This window comes from Ciceribacter thiooxidans (assembly GCF_014126615.1).
GTDB lineage: Bacteria > Pseudomonadota > Alphaproteobacteria > Rhizobiales > Rhizobiaceae > Allorhizobium > Allorhizobium thiooxidans.
Window position 1 is genome coordinate 1376437 of sequence record NZ_CP059896.1, and the last position, 16540, is coordinate 1392976.

A 16540-nucleotide genomic window follows, 5' to 3' on the forward strand; every position below is an offset into this window, starting at 1 on the left:
TTGAAATGTGCACCTGTTTCGGTCATGAATGTTGGCGTGCGACAACGCGAATCGGCAGGGCAGGCCATGGCAGAAATCTTCACCGCGATCGGACTGATGAGCGGCACCTCGATGGACGGCATCGACGTGGCGATGCTGGAGACTGACGGCGAGGGTATGGTCGTGCGACGGCAGAATCTTTCCGTCCCCTACGACCCGGCCTTTCGCGACCGTCTGAAGCAGGGGCTCGAGGACGCCAAGGCGGTCAGGGATCGCAGCGAACGGCCGGCAAGCCTTGCCGGTCTCGAACATGACCTGACGTTACGTCATTCAGACGCCGTGAAAGCGTTTCTCGAAAAAAACAACGTCTTGCGGGAAAAAGTTGATGTCGTCGGCTTCCACGGCCAGACGGTCCTGCATCGTCCGGACGCGGCGCTGACGGTGCAGATCGGCGACGGCGCATTGCTGGCGCGGGAGATCGGCATTCCGGTCGTCTACGATATGCGGGCGAACGACATGGCTCACGGCGGACAGGGCGCGCCGCTCGTTCCCGTCTACCACGCGGCACTCGCGCGCAATCTCGACAATCCCTTGTGGCCGGTCTGTTTCGTCAATATCGGCGGTATCTCCAATCTCACTTGGGTCGGCGCCGATGGTGCGATCGTTGCTTTCGACAGCGGGCCCGGCAATACGCTGATCGATCAGTGGGTGGAAGCCCATGCCGGCATTCCCTTCGACCAGGGCGGGCGGATCGCGAGCGAAGGCCGCGTGCTGCCTGCGCTTGCGGATCGCTATCTCTCCAGTCCGTTCTTTACGGACCAGAAGCGTCGGTCGCTCGACCGAAACGACTTCCTGCCGCCGGAGGGCGGCGATGCCGAGCTCTCCGACGGCGCGCGCACGCTCGCCTACGTCACCGCGGCGGCGATCTTCAAGTCGGCAGGACATCTCGAGGCGATGCCGAAGACCTTCGTGATCTGCGGTGGTGGTCGCCACAACGACACGGTGATGAAGGATCTGAAGGCACTGGCCGGGCGAAACGACGCGGCTCTGCTGACTGCCGAACAGGCGGGGTTCGACGGCGATGCCATGGAGGCGGAGGCTTGGGCCTATCTTGCCGTGCGCTCGCTGAAGGGCCTGCCTTTGACCTTTCCGGGGACGACGGGCGTGAAAGAGCCGGTCAGCGGTGGCGTTTTCGCGGATGTGGGCGCAATCCGCACTTGCCCGCGGCATTAATCCTTTGTTTTATAGCGTTCGCATATAGCATTTGAGATTGTGCACGGTGACATTCTCGCGTTTTGCGTGCTTTCGCCGTTTTAGGCCCGGTCTGTGGGGTTGGGTGTTGGCAGGATGGATGCCGCGTTTTCGCTTCTGGTCGTAAACTTCGTAATCGCCCAGATTTTCGTGCTCGCGTTCGGCGTTGTGGCGCTGAAGGGGCCGTCTCGCCGCTCCGGCCTCGGATTTGCCGTCGCCTTTGCGGTCGCTTCGCTGTCTGCCGTATGCGAAGCCTTGATACCCCTGACCGGTCACGTTCGCTTCTTCGCGATCGGTGCTTTCGTGACCCTGTTCGGCGGCTTTTGCCTGCTTGCCCGAAGCATTACGCGGCACTACGGGCTTCGCGTTCCCGGCGGTGTCTTCTGGTTGCTCTTCGTGTCGGGTGTTTTTACCGATTTCCTGATCTACGACCTACCGCGCGGAACAGTCGTTCATTCCGTCGCCTACCAGACGCCGTTCTTCTTGACGATGGCGCTTTCGGCCGTCGCCGTCTACCGCTCCGACCGCCGTTCGGCCGCGGACATGACGCTGTTCTCGATGCTCTCCTTGGGCGCCGCCTTCTTTCCGCTCAAGGCCTATGTCGCCGTTGCGGTTGGAGCCGGTGCTACGGCAAGTGGTTACCTCCTGAGCAAGTTCGCTCTCGTGTCCCAGGGGCTCGGGGCCGTGCTGATTGTGGCGACCGGGCTTGCAATGGTCGGCGTCTTCGTCAAGGAGGCGATTGATGACGCGGTGGCGAAGTCCGACATCGATCCTCTTTCGGGCATCTTTAACCGGCGTGGCTTTGCAAGGCGGGTGACGCCACGCCTTGAGCGGGCGAATGCAACCGCCGCCGGCGCGCTGATCCTGGCCGACATCGACCATTTCAAGCGGATCAACGACAATTTCGGCCATCACGTCGGTGACATCGTCATCCAGACCTTCGCCCGTGTGCTCCGCGAGGCCGCGCCGACCGACGCCGAGGTGGCCCGCATCGGCGGCGAAGAGTTCGCAATCTACATCCCGGCGGTCGACAGCGAGCTTGCGCGCGAATGCGCCCATAATATCCGCGGTGCCGTGTCCTCTGTCAGCCTCGGACAATGTGACAACGAGACGATCACCGCGAGCTTCGGCGTCGCCTCGATCTTCGGCGGTGACACGCTCGAGCGGGCGATGCAACGGGCGGATACCGCTCTCTATGCCGCCAAGGCGGCCGGCCGCGACCAGGTGCACCTGGCCGGCGGTTCGCAAGTACTGGCCTCCTGACGAGAAAGGAGGCGCGGCTCTTGCGGGCCGCGCCTCCGGTCTGTCGGGTCGAAGGTCGAATATCGTCAGCGGATGCGCTTGGCAGCCGGTTCCGGCACCAGTTCGCCGTCGAGGCGGCGATCGAGGTAATCCTCGCATTCGGTCAGAAGGGTTTCTGTCTGGCCGGAGAAGAAGTGGTTCGCACCCGGGATCGTCCTGTGCGTGATCAGGATGCCCTTCTGCGTCTTCAGCTTGTCCACCAGTCCCTGAACGTCCTTCTCCGGTGCTACCTTGTCGGCGTCCCCGTGGATGATCAGGCCGGAAGACGGGCAGGGCGCGAGGAAGGAGAAATCATAGGTATTCGGCTGCGGCGCGATAGAGATGAAGCCTTCGATCTCCGGACGGCGCATCAGGAGCTGCATGCCGATCCAGGCGCCGAAATTGTAGCCGGCGACCCAGCAGCTCTTGGAATCGGGATGCAGGCTCTGCACCCAGTCGAGCGCGGAGGCCGCGTCGGAAAGCTCGCCGGCACCATGGTCGAAATCGCCCTGGCTGCGACCGATGCCACGGAAGTTGAAGCGCAACGTCGTGAACCCGCGCTTCTGGAACATGTAGAAGAGCTGGTAGACGATCTGGTTGTTCATCGTGCCGCCGAACTGCGGATGCGGATGCAGGATGATTGCGATCGGCGCGCTTTTTTCCTTGGACGGCTGATAGCGGCCTTCGAGGCGGCCGGCTGGGCCGTTGAAAATCACTTCGGGCATGGATACTCCGGTCTTTCGTGTTTTTTCGGTTCCAGACTGTCCACAGGGCGGCACGATGACTTGACGAATGCAGTCAGCTTTTCTAGAACAAAGTTTAGAACCGTTCGAAACTGGATGATGGGTCACCCATTGTTGGACGTGTCATAAGGCAAGCCCGGCGGAAATTTCAAGAAAAATGCGCCGAGCGGGCCGGAATGGGTCAAAAGCGAAAATAGTCATGGCGAAACAACGCATCTACATGGACTGGAACGCGACGGCGCCTTTGCTCGGCGAAGCGCGCGCGGCCGTGCTCGATGCGCTGGCCGAACCGGGGAACCCGTCGTCAGTGCATGCCGAGGGGCGCGCGGCCCGCGCCATGGTCGAGAAGGCCCGCCGGCAGGTGGCCGCGCTTGTCGGCGCGGAACCGTCACATGTGACCTTCACCAGTTGCGCGACCGAAGCTGCGAACCATGTACTGACGCCCGAATTCCGCATGGGGCGGGCGCCGCTTGTCGCCTCGATGCTCTACGTTTCGGCGATCGAGCACCCGGCTCTGCACGAAGGCGGCCGCTTTGCCGCCGATCATGTCCGCGAGATCCCGGTGTCCGCTTCCGGCGTCGTCGACCTCGGTGCGCTGGAGACGTTGCTGGCTGCGCATCCTAAGGCAGAGGGACTGCCGCTTGTTGCCGTCATGCTCGTCAACAACGAGACGGGTGTCATCCAGCCGGTTGCCGACGTCGCCCGTGTCGTCCACGCTCACGGCGGACTGCTGGTGGTCGATGCCGTCCAGGCCGCCGGCCGCATTACGATCGACATGGGTGCGCTCGGCGCCGATTTCCTCATCCTGTCATCGCACAAGATCGGTGGCCCCAAGGGTGCGGGCGCGCTCGTCTCTCGCGGCGAGACGTTGATGCCGGTGCCGCTCCTCAAGGGCGGCGGCCAGGAGAAGGGGCATCGCGCCGGAACGGAGAACGTCGCCGCACTCGTCGGATTCGGCGCGGCTGCACAATGGATGTCCGAGGGTCTTACCGAACGAAATGCGGCAATCGGCGCCTTGCGAAACCGCCTCGAAGAGGGCATGCGTGCGGCGGCCTCCGATGTCGTCATCCACGGTGCGGGAGCGGCGCGGGTCGCCAATACCTGCTTCTTCACGCTGCCGGGCCTGAAAGCCGAGACGGGGCAGATCGCCTTCGACCTCGAGGGGCTCGCCCTGTCGGCCGGCGCGGCCTGCTCATCCGGCAAGGTCGGGCAGAGCAACGTGCTGACGGCGATGGGGCATGACGCGAAGACAGGCGGACTGCGCATTTCGCTCGGCCCGTCGACGACAGCGGATGAGGTCGAGCAGGCGATCGACATCTTTTCGCGCGTCGCATCGCGGCGCAAGATGGCCGGCGAGGCGGCCTGACACGGGATAAACTTGCGGAAAGTCAAATTTCCGCTTGCGGTAAGGGGTGAAATACACGCCTCTGACAATTACATAAGGGGCGGTTTCCGCTTCTGCGTTATCAAGCTGCCGGACCTTGGACCCGGCAAGATTGGAGAACGAGCATGGCTGCCGTACAGGAAACAATCGATCAGGTCCGCCAGATCGATGTGGATCAGTACAAGTACGGTTTTGAGACGATGATCGAAGTCGACAAGGCGCCGAAGGGCCTGTCGGAAGATATCATCCGTTTCATTTCCGCAAAGAAGAACGAACCGGAATGGATGCTGGAATGGCGTCTCGACGCCTATCGCCGCTGGCTCACCATGGAAGAGCCGACCTGGGCGCGCGTCCACTATCCGAAGATCGACTTCAACGACATCCACTACTATGCCGCGCCGAAGACCGCGGAAGGTCCGAAATCCCTCGACGAGGTCGATCCGGAGCTCCTGAAGGTCTATGAAAAGCTCGGCATTCCGCTGAAGGAACAGGAAATCCTGGCGGGCGTAGAAAAGTCGAAGATCGCCGTCGATGCCGTCTTCGACAGCGTCTCCGTCGTCACCACGTTCAAGGAAGAGCTGAAGAAGGCCGGCGTGATCTTCATGTCGATCTCGGAGGCGATCCGTGAGCATCCCGATCTTGTTCGCACGTATCTGGGCTCGGTCGTTCCGGTCTCCGACAACTATTATGCGACGCTGAATTCCGCCGTGTTCACGGACGGCTCCTTCGTGTTCGTGCCGAAGGGCGTGCGTTGCCCGATGGAGCTTTCGACCTATTTCCGCATCAACGAGAAGAACACCGGCCAGTTCGAGCGCACGCTAATCGTCGCCGAGGAAGGCGCCTACGTCTCCTATCTCGAAGGCTGCACAGCCCCGCAGCGCGACGAGAACCAGCTGCATGCGGCGGTCGTCGAACTCGTCGCCCTGGATGACGCCGAGATCAAGTATTCCACCGTCCAGAACTGGTATCCGGGCGACAAGGAAGGCAAGGGCGGCATCTACAACTTCGTCACCAAGCGTGGCGATTGCCGCGGCAAGAATTCCAAGATCTCCTGGACCCAGGTCGAGACCGGCTCGGCGATCACCTGGAAATATCCTTCCTGCATCCTGCGCGGCGACGGTTCGCGCGGCGAGTTCTACTCGATCGCCGTTTCCAACGGCTACCAGCAGGTCGACAGCGGCACCAAGATGCTGCACCTCGGCAAGAACACGTCGAGCCGCATCATCTCGAAGGGCATCTCCGCCGGCCGCTCGAACAACACCTATCGCGGTCAGGTGTCGATCCACCGCAAGGCCGCGAACGCGCGCAACTTCACCAATTGCGATTCGCTCCTGATCGGCGACAAGTGTGGCGCGCATACCGTGCCCTACATCGAGGCCAAGAACACGACGGCGAAGGTCGAGCACGAGGCGACCACCTCGAAGATCTCCGAGGACCAGAAGTTCTACGCGATGCAGCGCGGCATTCCCGAAGAGGAGGCGATCGCACTGATCGTCAACGGTTTCGTCCGCGACGTCATCCAGCAGCTGCCGATGGAATTCGCTGTCGAAGCCCAGAAGCTGATCAACATCTCGCTCGAGGGGAGCGTGGGGTGACGAGGATCTACTGCCGGAAGGGCTGAACGCGACACCGGTGTGAACAAGAACAGGTAGATCCTCGGGACAAGCCCGGGGATGACGGAATTGCAAGGCGCCGGACGGCGCAACAGGAAACGACAGGCGGCCCTTGAACCGCCCGATGGACAGGAACACAGACATGCTTGAAATCAGAAACCTGCACGCCCGCATCGCCGAAGATGGCACCGAAATCATCCGCGGCCTGAACCTCACCGTCAAGGCCGGCGAAGTGGCGGCGATCATGGGGCCGAATGGCTCGGGCAAGTCGACGCTCTCCTACATCCTGTCGGGCCGCGAGGATTATGAAGTTACCGAGGGCGATATCCTCTACAACGGCGAGAGCATTCTGGAGCTCGATCCGGCAGAGCGCGCGGCAAAGGGCATTTTCCTCGCCTTCCAGTATCCGGTCGAAATTCCGGGTGTGGCCACCATGCAGTTCCTCAAGGTGGCAATGAACGAACAGCGCAAGGCGCGCGGCGAGCCGGAACTGACGACGCCGGAATTCATGCGCCGCGTGAAGGAAGCATCCGCCGAGCTGAAGATCGCCCCCGACATGCTGAAGCGGCCGCTCAATGTCGGCTTCTCCGGCGGCGAGAAGAAGCGTGCCGAAATCCTGCAGATGGCGCTTCTGGAGCCGAAGCTCTGCATCCTCGACGAGACCGACAGTGGCCTCGACATCGACGCGCTGAAGATCGTCGCCGACGGCGTCAACGCACTGAAGTCGCCGGATCGTGCCGTGATCGTCATCACCCACTATCAGCGGCTCCTCGACTACATCGTGCCGGATACCGTCCATGTCCTCTACAAGGGGCAGATCGTCAAGACCGGGGACAAGAACCTGGCACTCGAACTGGAAGCCGGCGGTTATGCCGACATCATCGGACAAGCGGCCTGACCGGCCGGGAAGGAGTCCTGACGATGACCCTGCAAGCAGCCAACCGACTGACGGCGGCGGAAACGCAGCTGATCGACAGCTATTCGAACCAGATCGGCGAACTTCCGGGCGACGGCAGCGTTCTCGCCGCGCGCGACCGGCTCTTCGACGAGCTCAAGCGCGGCGGCCTGCCGACCCGCCGGATCGAGGCCTGGCACTACACGGATCTGAAGAACCTGTTGCGAGCCGTTCCGGACTATGCCGTGGCGACGAATGCCGCGGCGGTCGCGCCCGTGGTTGTCGGTTCGAGCCTGCTTACCCTTTTGCAGGGCGCGGCTCGGGACATCCGCGCGCCGGAAGGTGTCGGTGTCCAGCCTTTCCGCGGTAAGCTTGCCGACGGTTCGGCCGTGAGCCAGCTCGTCGCCTATGACCGTGACGATACGATCGGGCGCATCAACAGCAGTTTCGTCCGTGACGGCTTTGCCATATCGGTCGAGGCCGACGCGGCTGTCGAAGCGCCGATCGAGCTGCAGTCGGCCCATGGCGCCGGCCAGCTTCACGTCCGCTATCCGGTCACCTTCGGCGCAAAGAGCCGCGCGACGGTCATCGAACGGCATATCGGCAACGGCACGGGACCGGCGTTCGTCTCCGCCGTCAGCGATCTCGTCCTCGGCGAAGACGCCGAAGTGACGTGGATCATCCTTCAGGCCCAGGGCAAGGACGACACCCATCTCGGGCAGATCAAGGCCGAGCTCGGTGCCGGGGCAAAGTTCCGCCTCTTCATCATCAATGCAGGCGGCAAGCTGGTGCGGCAGGAGGTTCATGTCCGAACCGCCGGCGAGGGCTCCGATTTCACCCTGCGCGGCATCAACCTGATCGGCGGCGAGAGCCATGTCGACGTCACGATGACGCTTGGCCACGACGTCGCGAACACCACCTCGACGGAGATCGTCCGCAACGTGGTCTTTGATCGCGGACGCGGCGTCTTCCAGGGGATGATCAGGGTTGCCCCCGATGCGCAGAAGACCGACGCCCGCATGGCTTGCAACACGTTGCTGCTGTCCGACGACGGCGAATTTTCGGTCAAGCCGGAGCTCGAGATTTTTGCCGACGACGTGCAGTGCGCCCACGGCGCGACCGTTGCCGACATCGATCACAACCATCTCTACTACATGATGTCGCGCGGCGTTCCGGAGAAGCAGGCACGGGCACTGCTCGTGCGGGCCTTCGTCGCGGAGATCGTCGAGGAACTGGAAGGCGAGGCTCTGGTGGAGGCGCTTGAGGCGTTGATCTCCGATTGGCTGGAACGCCATGGCTGATCTTTCCTCCACAGTCGCGGCTTACGACGTCGAGCGCGTCCGGCAGGATTTTCCGATCCTGTCGCGCGAAGTCTATGGCAAGCCGCTGGTCTACCTCGACAATGCCGCCTCGGCCCAGAAGCCGAAGCAGGTGATCGACGCGATCTCGCACGCCTACGCGCACGAATACGCCAACGTTCATCGCGGCCTGCACTTCCTCTCGAATACCGCGACCGAGGCCTACGAAGGTGCGCGCGAGAAGGTGCGGCGTTTCCTCAATGCTGGCTCGGTCGACGAACTGGTCTTCACCAAATCCTCGACCGAGGCGATCAACACCGTCGCCTATGGCTGGGGCATGACGCATATCGGCGAGGGCGACGAGATCGTGCTGTCGATCCTCGAGCACCATTCGAACATCGTGCCCTGGCATTTCCTGCGCGAACGCAAGGGGGCCAAGCTCGTCTGGGCGCCGGTCGATGACGACGGTGCCTTCCACATCGAGAATTTCGAGAAGTGCCTGACCGAGCGGACCAAGCTCGTCGCGATCACCCACATGTCGAATGCGCTCGGCACCGTGGTGCCGGTCAAGGAAGTCTGCCGCATTGCCCATGAGCGCGGCATTCCGGTGCTCGTCGACGGTAGCCAGGGCGCGGTACACATGCCAGTCGACGTCCGCGACATCGACTGCGACTGGTATGCCGTCACGGGACACAAGCTCTATGGTCCTTCGGGCATCGGCGCGCTTTACGGCAAGATGGAGCGGCTGAAGGAAATGCAGCCCTTCATGGGCGGCGGCGAAATGATCGTCGAGGTGACCGAAGACCGCGTGACCTACAACGACCCGCCGCATCGTTTCGAGGCGGGCACCCCGCCGATCGTCCAGGCGATCGGCCTCGGTCATGCCCTCGACTACATCGACAGCCTCGGCCGCGAGGCGATCGCCGCGCATGAGGCGGAACTTGCCGCCTATGCCGAGGAACGGCTGCGGGCGATCAATTCCCTGCGCATCCTCGGCAATGCGCCCGGCAAGGGGGCGATCTTCTCCTTCGAGCTCGCGGGCATTCATGCCCACGACGTCTCGATGCTGATCGATCGCCGCGGCGTGGCTGTCCGGGCCGGCACGCATTGTGCACAGCCGTTGCTTGCGCGCTTCGGTGTGACCTCGACCTGCCGGGCGTCGTTCGGCCTCTACAACACCCGCGCCGAAGTCGATGCGCTGGCCGATGCGCTCAACCACGCGCGTACATTCTTTGCTTGAGGAGCCGCTCATGAGTGTGAACGAGAGCGAACATAAGCCGGACTTTCGCGAGGATATCGTGCAGTCTGACATTCCGCAGGCGGAGCTTGCGCGCCTTTCCGACGACATCGTCGCGGCGCTCAAGACCGTCTATGATCCGGAAATTCCAGCCGACATCTTCGAGCTGGGGCTGATCTACAAGATCGACATCGACGACGACCGCATGGTGAAGATCGTCATGACGCTCACAGCGCCGGGCTGCCCGGTGGCGGGCGAGATGCCGAGCTGGGTGCAGAACGCCGTCAGTGCCGTCGAGGGCGTTTCCGGCGTCGAGGTGGAGATGACATTCGATCCGCCGTGGACGCCCGACCGCATGTCGGAAGAGGCCCAGGTGGCGGTCGGCTGGTATTGATCGTCGTCAAGGCCGGAACTACATTTAGCGAACCGAAGCGCCGGACCTTGAACCCGGCTGCGGCAGGAGACAGGAAATGGGCTTTCAAGTCATGACCATGACGGACGCCGCTGCCGAGCGCGTTCGCGCGATCGTCGCAGGTTCCGGGCCGGACGCGCAGGGCGTCCGCGTCGGGATCAAGAAGGGCGGCTGTGCCGGCATGGAATACACGATCGAGCTCGTGACGGCGCCGAGCGCCAAGGACGATCTCATCGAACGCGACGGCGCGAAGGTCTGGGTCGACCCGGCCGCGGTTCTCTACCTTCTCGGTACCGAGATGGACTTCGAGACGACGAAGCTGCGTTCCGGTTTCACCTTCAGCAATCCCAATCAGACGTCGGCCTGCGGCTGCGGCGAATCCGTCGAGCTGAAGGCGGCAGACCTTGCCGACCTCGCACGCCAGAAGGACGCAGCGGTGACCGCCGGCTGAGCAGCCTGCGGCTTCACCTGCTCTTCCGCTCTGTTTCCGATAATTGTTTCTTCAGCCGGCAGCGGCAGCCCGAAGGGCGCGCGGCTTTCGAACGCGCAGGCGCAGCACCCGGAGGCTGTGTGCTTCCGTGTGAATTTTCTGCAAAAACTATTGCTCTACGTTTCGTAATTTGTATAGTTTGCGGCCATGGATACAATAGACCACAAAATCATCAGTCTTCTTGCGGAGGATTCGCGGCGTTCGCTCAGCGATATCGGTGAGCATGTAAGCCTCTCTCCCTCCGCTGTCAACGAGCGCATGCGGCGGCTTCTGGCGTCGGGAGCCATCAAGCGCTTCACCGTGGATGCCGACCACGCCGCATTGGGGATGGACATTCTCGCCTTCGTCTTCGTGTCTCTGGATGCGCGGGCGAACGAGGAGGCGTTCCGTGCCTACATGACCGATCACAGGTCGATCGCGGAGTGTCACCACATCACCGGCGCATGGTCCTATCTCATCAAGATCAGGGTCGGTGCGTTGACGGACATCGAGGAGTTTCTCGCCGATCTCAAGGTGCGCGGTTTCCTCGCCCGCAGCGAGACCGTGATCGCACTCTCCACCATAACCGAAACCCCGTTCACGCCCCCGGAGATCTGACATGGCGGTCGCGCTGGTCGCTAAGGGCATCGTCCTCGGTCTGGCGATCGCGGCGCCTCTCGGTCCGATCGGTGCGCTCTGCATCAACCGGACGCTGGAACGCGGCTTCTGGGCCGGTGTCGCCGGCGGTCTCGGAACGGCGCTCGCCGACGGCACCTACGCGCTGATGGCGGCGGCGGGCTTCGCCGCCTTCGCCTTTGTGCTCGATGCCGTCTCGTTGCCGCTGCAACTCGTCGGCGGGGCATTCATGCTGTGGCTTGGCTGGACCAGTTTCCGGCCACGTCCGCCAGTCGCCGCCGCGACGGTCGGCACGCGCGACCTTCTTGCAACCACGATATCGACCTTCTTCCTCACCATCACCAACCCGGCGACCATCCTCTCCTTCGCCGCCATCTTCGCCGGGCTCGGGCTCGCCGGTGCAGGGGATCGCTGGAGTGCGGCGTTGCTGGTTCTCGGCGTTTTCGCCGGCTCGATGCTCTGGTGGTTCTTTCTCTCCGGGCTGGTGGCGATGCTGCAGCATCGCCTGCCGCCGTCCTTCGCCCTCTGGGTCTCGCGCGTCTCCGGCGTCGTCCTCCTTGCCTTCGGCGCGATTGCGATCGGCATGGGCGTGAAGGGGCTGTTGGGGTGACACCCCTTTTAGGTGGCTCGTTTCGCCCAGGCCAGCGACACGGCGGACAGCAAAAGGGCGCCACCGCATCCCTTTTCCAGCCAGCGTCTCGCCACAGAGGCGGCAAATCGCGTCGTCCTCGCGCCGGCGAGGGCATAGCCGAACATGATGCAAAACTCGACGACGGAAAAGACAACCGTTAGTATCAAGAACTGCAGAAATTGCGGCTGACCGGCGTCGATGAACTGCGGCAGCAGTGCCGAGAAGAAGAGGTATGCTTTCGGATTTGTCATCGCAACGAACATGCTCTGCAGGCATATCTTCATCGCCGAGTTTTGATCCGGTTCCGGGGTCAGCTCGTCCTGCGCCTTGAACTCGGAATGACCGAAGCGGATCATCCTGTATCCGAGCCATGCGAGATAGCCCGCACCAAGGTATTTGACGACCGAGAACCAGAATTCCGACGCAGCGAGGACCGCACCGAGACCGGCAGCCACGGCCGCTATCAAAAGGACGTCGGAGAGCAGAACGCCGATCATTCCAGCACAGGCTCTTTTCAGTCCGTAGCGTGAACCGTTCGCCATGGCCAAGATGACATCCGGCCCGGGCGTGACGACAGCGACAAAGGTGACGGTGGCGAAGGCGATGATCGTTCCGAGCTGCATGTGAGCCAGTCCTCCTGCTCATCCAGCTAGCCGCAATTTCCGTAGAATGGCAAGGCTTGGCGACCGTCATTACCGGTTGGCGGACGCTACGTGCCGAATCCCTCCGGCGACGGTATTCAGTCCCGCTTTATCGAGGCGAGCACGTCCCACATATCCGCCCCGGTTTCCCAGACGGCCGCATTGGCTTTGAAACCGATTTCAGCCCGGACTGCGTCGAGCATCTCCTGCCCGAGATCGATGTCCGATGTGCCGGGGAGCGATGTCGTGACACCGGCGACATTCCGCGCCGAGGCGGTGAGGCTGTGCGTGTTCGCCTGCATGCCCGAAACGGCAATATTCAAAATTGCGGAAATACCCATGGTCTTGCCCTGACGTTCTATGCGCGTGGGGCCACGCTAGGCCATCGGCGTTTGCAGCGTGTGAAGAAGCAGGGTTGACGATTTGGATGCTTTGCGGGTGGCTTTTGTATCGAAACGGGACGCCACCACCTTCTTTCCAGTCGGGGCAATAGGTAATCATAGAAATAGGAAATTAGCTGGATAGCTAAATATGTTGTCGCGATAGGCCGATCGGTGGATCTGTGCACCGCCGCCTACTTGCGCGAGACGGCAAGCCAGCCGACGAGTGCGATCGGAATGCCGACGGCAATGCCGATTGCCATGTTGTCGAGGACGGTGGCGCCGAGGGTTGCTCCGATCCCGACCCCGATTGCGATCCAGAGTGCCATGCCTGCCACCCTATTTGTCGTCGATGGCCATTTTGCGGCTCGTACCCGAAAGAGAGAGAGCCCGCCGGGGAAGGCGGGCTCTCGGGTTTTTCGGTGAAGAAGGCCGGTTATTCCGCGGCTTCGGCGTATTCGCTCATCGGCGGGCAGGTGCAGACGAGATTGCGGTCGCCGTAGACGTTGTCGACGCGGTTCACCGGCGACCAGTACTTGTCGACCCGGAAGGCGCCGGGCGGGAAGCAGGCCTGCTCGCGGCTGTAGGGCCGGTTCCACTCGCCGACGAGGTCCTCCACCGTGTGCGGGGCGTTCTTCAGCGGGTTGTCGTTGCGGTCCATGCGGCCCTCTTCGACGGCGCGGGCTTCCTCGCGGATCGCCAGCATCGCGTCGCAGAAGCGGTCGATTTCTGCCTTCGTCTCGCTTTCGGTCGGCTCGATCATCAGCGTGCCGGCGACCGGCCAGCTCATGGTCGGGGCGTGGAAGCCGCAGTCGATCAGACGCTTGGCGATGTCGTCGACGGTGGTGCCGGAAGTGTCTGCGAGCGGGCGAGTGTCGATGATGCACTCGTGCGCAACACGGCCGCGCCCGGACTTGTAGAGCACATCGTAGGCGCCCTTCAGCCGTGCGGCGATGTAGTTGGCGTTGAGGATCGCCACCTTGGTCGCCTGCGTCAGGCCTTCGCCGCCCATCATCAGGCAGTAGCTCCAGGAGATCGGCAGGATCGACGGCGAACCGTAAGGTGCCGCCGACACTGCGCCCGCCCGGCCGTCGGTTGCCACGTGACCGGGAAGGTAGGGGGCCAGGTGCGCCTTGACGCCGATCGGTCCCATGCCCGGACCACCGCCGCCATGCGGAATGCAGAAGGTCTTGTGCAGGTTCAGGTGGCTGACGTCGGAGCCGATGTCGCCGGGACGGGCAAGGCCCACCATGGCGTTCATATTGGCACCGTCGAGATAGACCTGGCCGCCGTGCTCGTGGGTGATCCGGCAGATTTCCCGCACCGTCTCCTCGAACACGCCGTGGGTCGAGGGGTAGGTGACCATGCAGCAGGAGAGCGTGTCGGCATACTGCTCGGCCTTGGCGCGGAAGTCGTCGAGGTCGACGTCGCCGTTTTCCTTCGCCTTGACCGGCACAACTTCCATGCCGGCCATATGCGCGGAGGCAGGATTGGTGCCGTGCGCAGAGGTCGGGATGAGGCAGACGGTACGATGGGCGTCACCGCGGGCGAGATGATAATTGCGGATCGTCAGCAGGCCTGCATATTCGCCCTGCGCACCGGAGTTTGGCTGCATGGAGAAGGCGTCGTAGCCGGTGACGGCGCAGAGCTTTTCGGAAAGATCATCGATCATCTCCTTGTAGCCGAGGGCCTGGTCGGCCGGCACGAAGGGATGGATGTCGGAAAATTCCGGCCAGGTGATCGGCAGCATTTCTGCCGTGGCGTTGAGCTTCATCGTGCAGGAGCCGAGAGGGATCATCGCCCGGTCGAGCGCGAGGTCGCGGTCGGAGAGCCGGCGGATGTAGCGGGTCATCTCGCTTTCGGCGCGGTTCATGTGGAAGATCGGGTGCGTCATGTACTCGCTCTTGCGGAGCAGGTCCTTCGGCAGCCGGTAGCCGGGCTCGAATTCGGCGAGCACGAAATTGCCGCCGAAGGCACGCCAGACCGCTTCCAGCGTCGCCGGGCGTGTGCGCTCGTCGAGGCTGATCCCGATCTTCGTCTCGCCGACCTTGCGCAGGTTGACGCCTTCCGCGCGGGCGGCACGCAGCACGAGGCCCTGCATATGGCCGACATCGACGGTGATCGTGTCGAAGAAGGTGTCCGGCTCGACCTTGTAGCCGAGCTTTTCCAGCCCCTTCGCCATCAGGACGGCCTTCTGGTGGACGGCCTGGGCGATCGCCTTGATGCCCTTCGGTCCGTGGAAGACGCCGTACATCGAGGCCATGACGGCAAGCAGCACCTGGGCGGTGCAGATGTTCGACGTTGCCTTCTCGCGGCGGATGTGCTGTTCGCGGGTCTGCAACGACAGGCGGTAGGCACGGTTGCCGCGGGCATCGACCGAAACGCCGACAAGACGGCCGGGCATCGAGCGCTTGTAGGCATCCTTGACGGCCATGTAGGCGGCGTGCGGGCCGCCGTAGCCGACCGGCACGCCGAAGCGCTGGGTCGAGCCGATGGCGATGTCCGCGCCCATTTCGCCCGGCGCCTTCAGGAGCGCCAGCGCCAGCGGATCTGCCGCGACGGCGGCGATTGCGCCGGCATCGTGGAGCTCGGCGATCAGGCCGGTGAAGTCGTGCACGTGGCCATAGGTGCCGGGATACTGGAAGAGCGCCCCGAAGACCTTCGCCGGATCGAGATCGGTGAAGGGATTGCCGACGACGACCTCCCAGCCGAGCGGTGCCGCGCGGGTCTCAATCACCGCAATGGTCTGCGGGTGGCAGTTCTCGTCGACAAAGAAGGCCTTGGCCTTCGACTTGGCGACGCGTTCGGCCATGGCCATCGCCTCGGCGCCGGCGGTCGCCTCGTCGAGGAGCGAGGCGTTGGCGACGTCGAGACCGGTCAGGTCGCAGATCATCGTCTGGTAGTTCAGGAGCGCCTCCAGGCGCCCTTGCGAAATCTCCGGCTGATACGGCGTGTAGGCGGTGTACCAGGCCGGGTTTTCCAGGATGTTGCGCTGAATGACCGGCGGCGTGATCGTGCCGTAATAGCCCTGGCCGATCAGCGAGACGAGAACTTCGTTCTTGTTGGCCGTCTCGCGCAGCTTGTCGAGCGCCTCGCGCTCGGTCATCGGGGCGCCCCAGGTGAGGGGCACCTGCTGGCGGATGGAGCCAGGCACGGTGTCGTCGATCAGCGCGTCGAGGCTCGGGTAGCCGATGAGCGCCAGCATCTCCTCCATCTCCGCCGGCGAAGGGCCGATGTGGCGGCGATTGGCGAAGTCGTAGGGCTGGTAATCGGTAAACTGGAATTCGGTCGGCGTGCTCATGCGATCAGCTCTTTGTAAGCGGCTTCATCGAGCAGCTTTTCGGCGTCGGAGGGGTTGGCGAGCTTCAGCTTGAAGAACCAGCCGGCACCCTGCGGGTCGGAATTGACGAGCGAGGGATCGTCGACGATCGACTGGTTGACCTCGGTCACCTCGCCGTCGAGCGGGCAGTAGACTTCGGACGCGGCCTTGACCGATTCGACGGTCGCGGCGTCGCCGCCCTTCTTGAAGCTTGCACCGACGTCCGGAAGCTCGACGAAGACCAGGTCGCCGAGCTGTTCGGCGGCGTGGGTGGTGATGCCAACGATCGCGATGTCGCCCTCGATCTTCAGCCACTCGTGTTCTTCGGTGAATTTCAGCATGTGATGTTCCTCTCTTGATGTGTTGGGCAG

Annotated in this window: 17 protein-coding genes; 11 read left to right on the plus strand and 6 right to left on the minus strand. The window is 63.0% G+C overall.

Features of this window, described 5'->3' with window-relative positions; all coding sequences use genetic code 11:
- Positions 1-66: 66 nt before the first annotated feature.
- Entirely contained in the window at positions 67-1212 is a 1146-nt protein-coding gene (locus tag H4I97_RS06435) for an anhydro-N-acetylmuramic acid kinase (protein WP_182307081.1), read from the plus strand.
- A 114-nt stretch (positions 1213-1326) separates the two neighbouring features.
- Entirely contained in the window at positions 1327-2493 is a 1167-nt protein-coding gene (locus H4I97_RS06440; RefSeq protein WP_182307082.1) for a GGDEF domain-containing protein, read from the plus strand.
- A 65-nt stretch (positions 2494-2558) separates the two neighbouring features.
- On the opposite strand, the gene H4I97_RS06445 is transcribed toward H4I97_RS06440, so the two are convergent.
- The gene (locus H4I97_RS06445) at positions 2559-3236 is read right to left on the minus strand and encodes an alpha/beta hydrolase (RefSeq protein ID WP_182307083.1); all 678 of its coding nucleotides are present in this window, start codon (positions 3234-3236) and stop codon (positions 2559-2561) included.
- Positions 3237-3453: 217 nt separating this feature from the next.
- Here H4I97_RS06445 and H4I97_RS06450 point away from each other — a divergent pair, with 217 nt between their 5' ends.
- The 9 genes from H4I97_RS06450 to H4I97_RS06490 all read left to right on the plus strand — a co-directional run bounded on the left by H4I97_RS06450 (position 3454) and on the right by H4I97_RS06490 (position 11808).
- Positions 3454-4620: a cysteine desulfurase family protein gene (locus tag H4I97_RS06450; protein ID WP_182307084.1), complete on the plus strand. Its 1167-nt coding sequence runs from the start codon at positions 3454-3456 to the stop codon at positions 4618-4620.
- A gap of 143 nt (positions 4621-4763) precedes the next feature.
- The gene (gene sufB, locus H4I97_RS06455; protein ID WP_182307085.1) at positions 4764-6233 is read left to right on the plus strand and encodes a Fe-S cluster assembly protein SufB; all 1470 of its coding nucleotides are present in this window, start codon (positions 4764-4766) and stop codon (positions 6231-6233) included.
- A 160-nt stretch (positions 6234-6393) separates the two neighbouring features.
- The gene (gene sufC / locus H4I97_RS06460) at positions 6394-7149 is read left to right on the plus strand and encodes a Fe-S cluster assembly ATPase SufC (RefSeq protein ID WP_129332726.1); all 756 of its coding nucleotides are present in this window, start codon (positions 6394-6396) and stop codon (positions 7147-7149) included.
- A gap of 23 nt (positions 7150-7172) precedes the next feature.
- Positions 7173-8447: a Fe-S cluster assembly protein SufD gene (sufD, locus tag H4I97_RS06465; RefSeq protein WP_182307086.1), complete on the plus strand. Its 1275-nt coding sequence runs from the start codon at positions 7173-7175 to the stop codon at positions 8445-8447.
- Positions 8440-9684: a cysteine desulfurase gene (locus H4I97_RS06470; protein ID WP_182307087.1), complete on the plus strand. Its 1245-nt coding sequence runs from the start codon at positions 8440-8442 to the stop codon at positions 9682-9684. The genes sufD and H4I97_RS06470 overlap by 8 nt, the downstream gene beginning before the upstream one ends.
- A 10-nt stretch (positions 9685-9694) precedes the next feature.
- Positions 9695-10075 (plus strand): SUF system Fe-S cluster assembly protein, encoded by a 381-nt coding sequence (locus H4I97_RS06475; RefSeq protein ID WP_182307088.1) that lies wholly within the window; start codon positions 9695-9697, stop codon positions 10073-10075.
- A gap of 76 nt (positions 10076-10151) precedes the next feature.
- On the plus strand, positions 10152-10544 hold the full coding sequence (gene sufA / locus H4I97_RS06480) for a Fe-S cluster assembly scaffold SufA (protein WP_182307089.1): 393 nt from the start codon (positions 10152-10154) through the stop codon (positions 10542-10544).
- Positions 10545-10730: 186 nt separating this feature from the next.
- Positions 10731-11180, plus strand: coding sequence for an Lrp/AsnC family transcriptional regulator (locus H4I97_RS06485; protein ID WP_182307090.1), 450 nt, complete (start codon positions 10731-10733; stop codon positions 11178-11180).
- A gap of 1 nt (position 11181) precedes the next feature.
- On the plus strand, positions 11182-11808 hold the full coding sequence (locus tag H4I97_RS06490; protein WP_182307091.1) for a LysE family translocator: 627 nt from the start codon (positions 11182-11184) through the stop codon (positions 11806-11808).
- Between the two features lie 8 nt (positions 11809-11816).
- On the opposite strand, the gene H4I97_RS06495 is transcribed toward H4I97_RS06490, so the two are convergent.
- From H4I97_RS06495 to gcvH, 5 genes are all read right to left on the minus strand, one after another.
- A complete protein-coding gene (locus H4I97_RS06495) occupies positions 11817-12452 on the minus strand; it encodes a LysE family translocator (protein ID WP_182307092.1) in 636 nt (211 codons plus the stop codon).
- Positions 12453-12568: 116 nt separating this feature from the next.
- The gene (locus tag H4I97_RS06500) at positions 12569-12811 is read right to left on the minus strand and encodes a flagellar basal body rod protein (protein ID WP_182307093.1); all 243 of its coding nucleotides are present in this window, start codon (positions 12809-12811) and stop codon (positions 12569-12571) included.
- Between the two features lie 233 nt (positions 12812-13044).
- Entirely contained in the window at positions 13045-13179 is a 135-nt protein-coding gene (locus tag H4I97_RS24760) for a hypothetical protein (RefSeq protein WP_280527685.1), read from the minus strand.
- Positions 13180-13286: 107 nt separating this feature from the next.
- Entirely contained in the window at positions 13287-16151 is a 2865-nt protein-coding gene (gene gcvP / locus H4I97_RS06505) for an aminomethyl-transferring glycine dehydrogenase (protein ID WP_182307094.1), read from the minus strand.
- The gene (gcvH, locus tag H4I97_RS06510) at positions 16148-16510 is read right to left on the minus strand and encodes a glycine cleavage system protein GcvH (protein ID WP_182307095.1); all 363 of its coding nucleotides are present in this window, start codon (positions 16508-16510) and stop codon (positions 16148-16150) included. The genes gcvP and gcvH overlap by 4 nt, the downstream gene beginning before the upstream one ends.
- Positions 16511-16540: the final 30 nt, after the last annotated feature.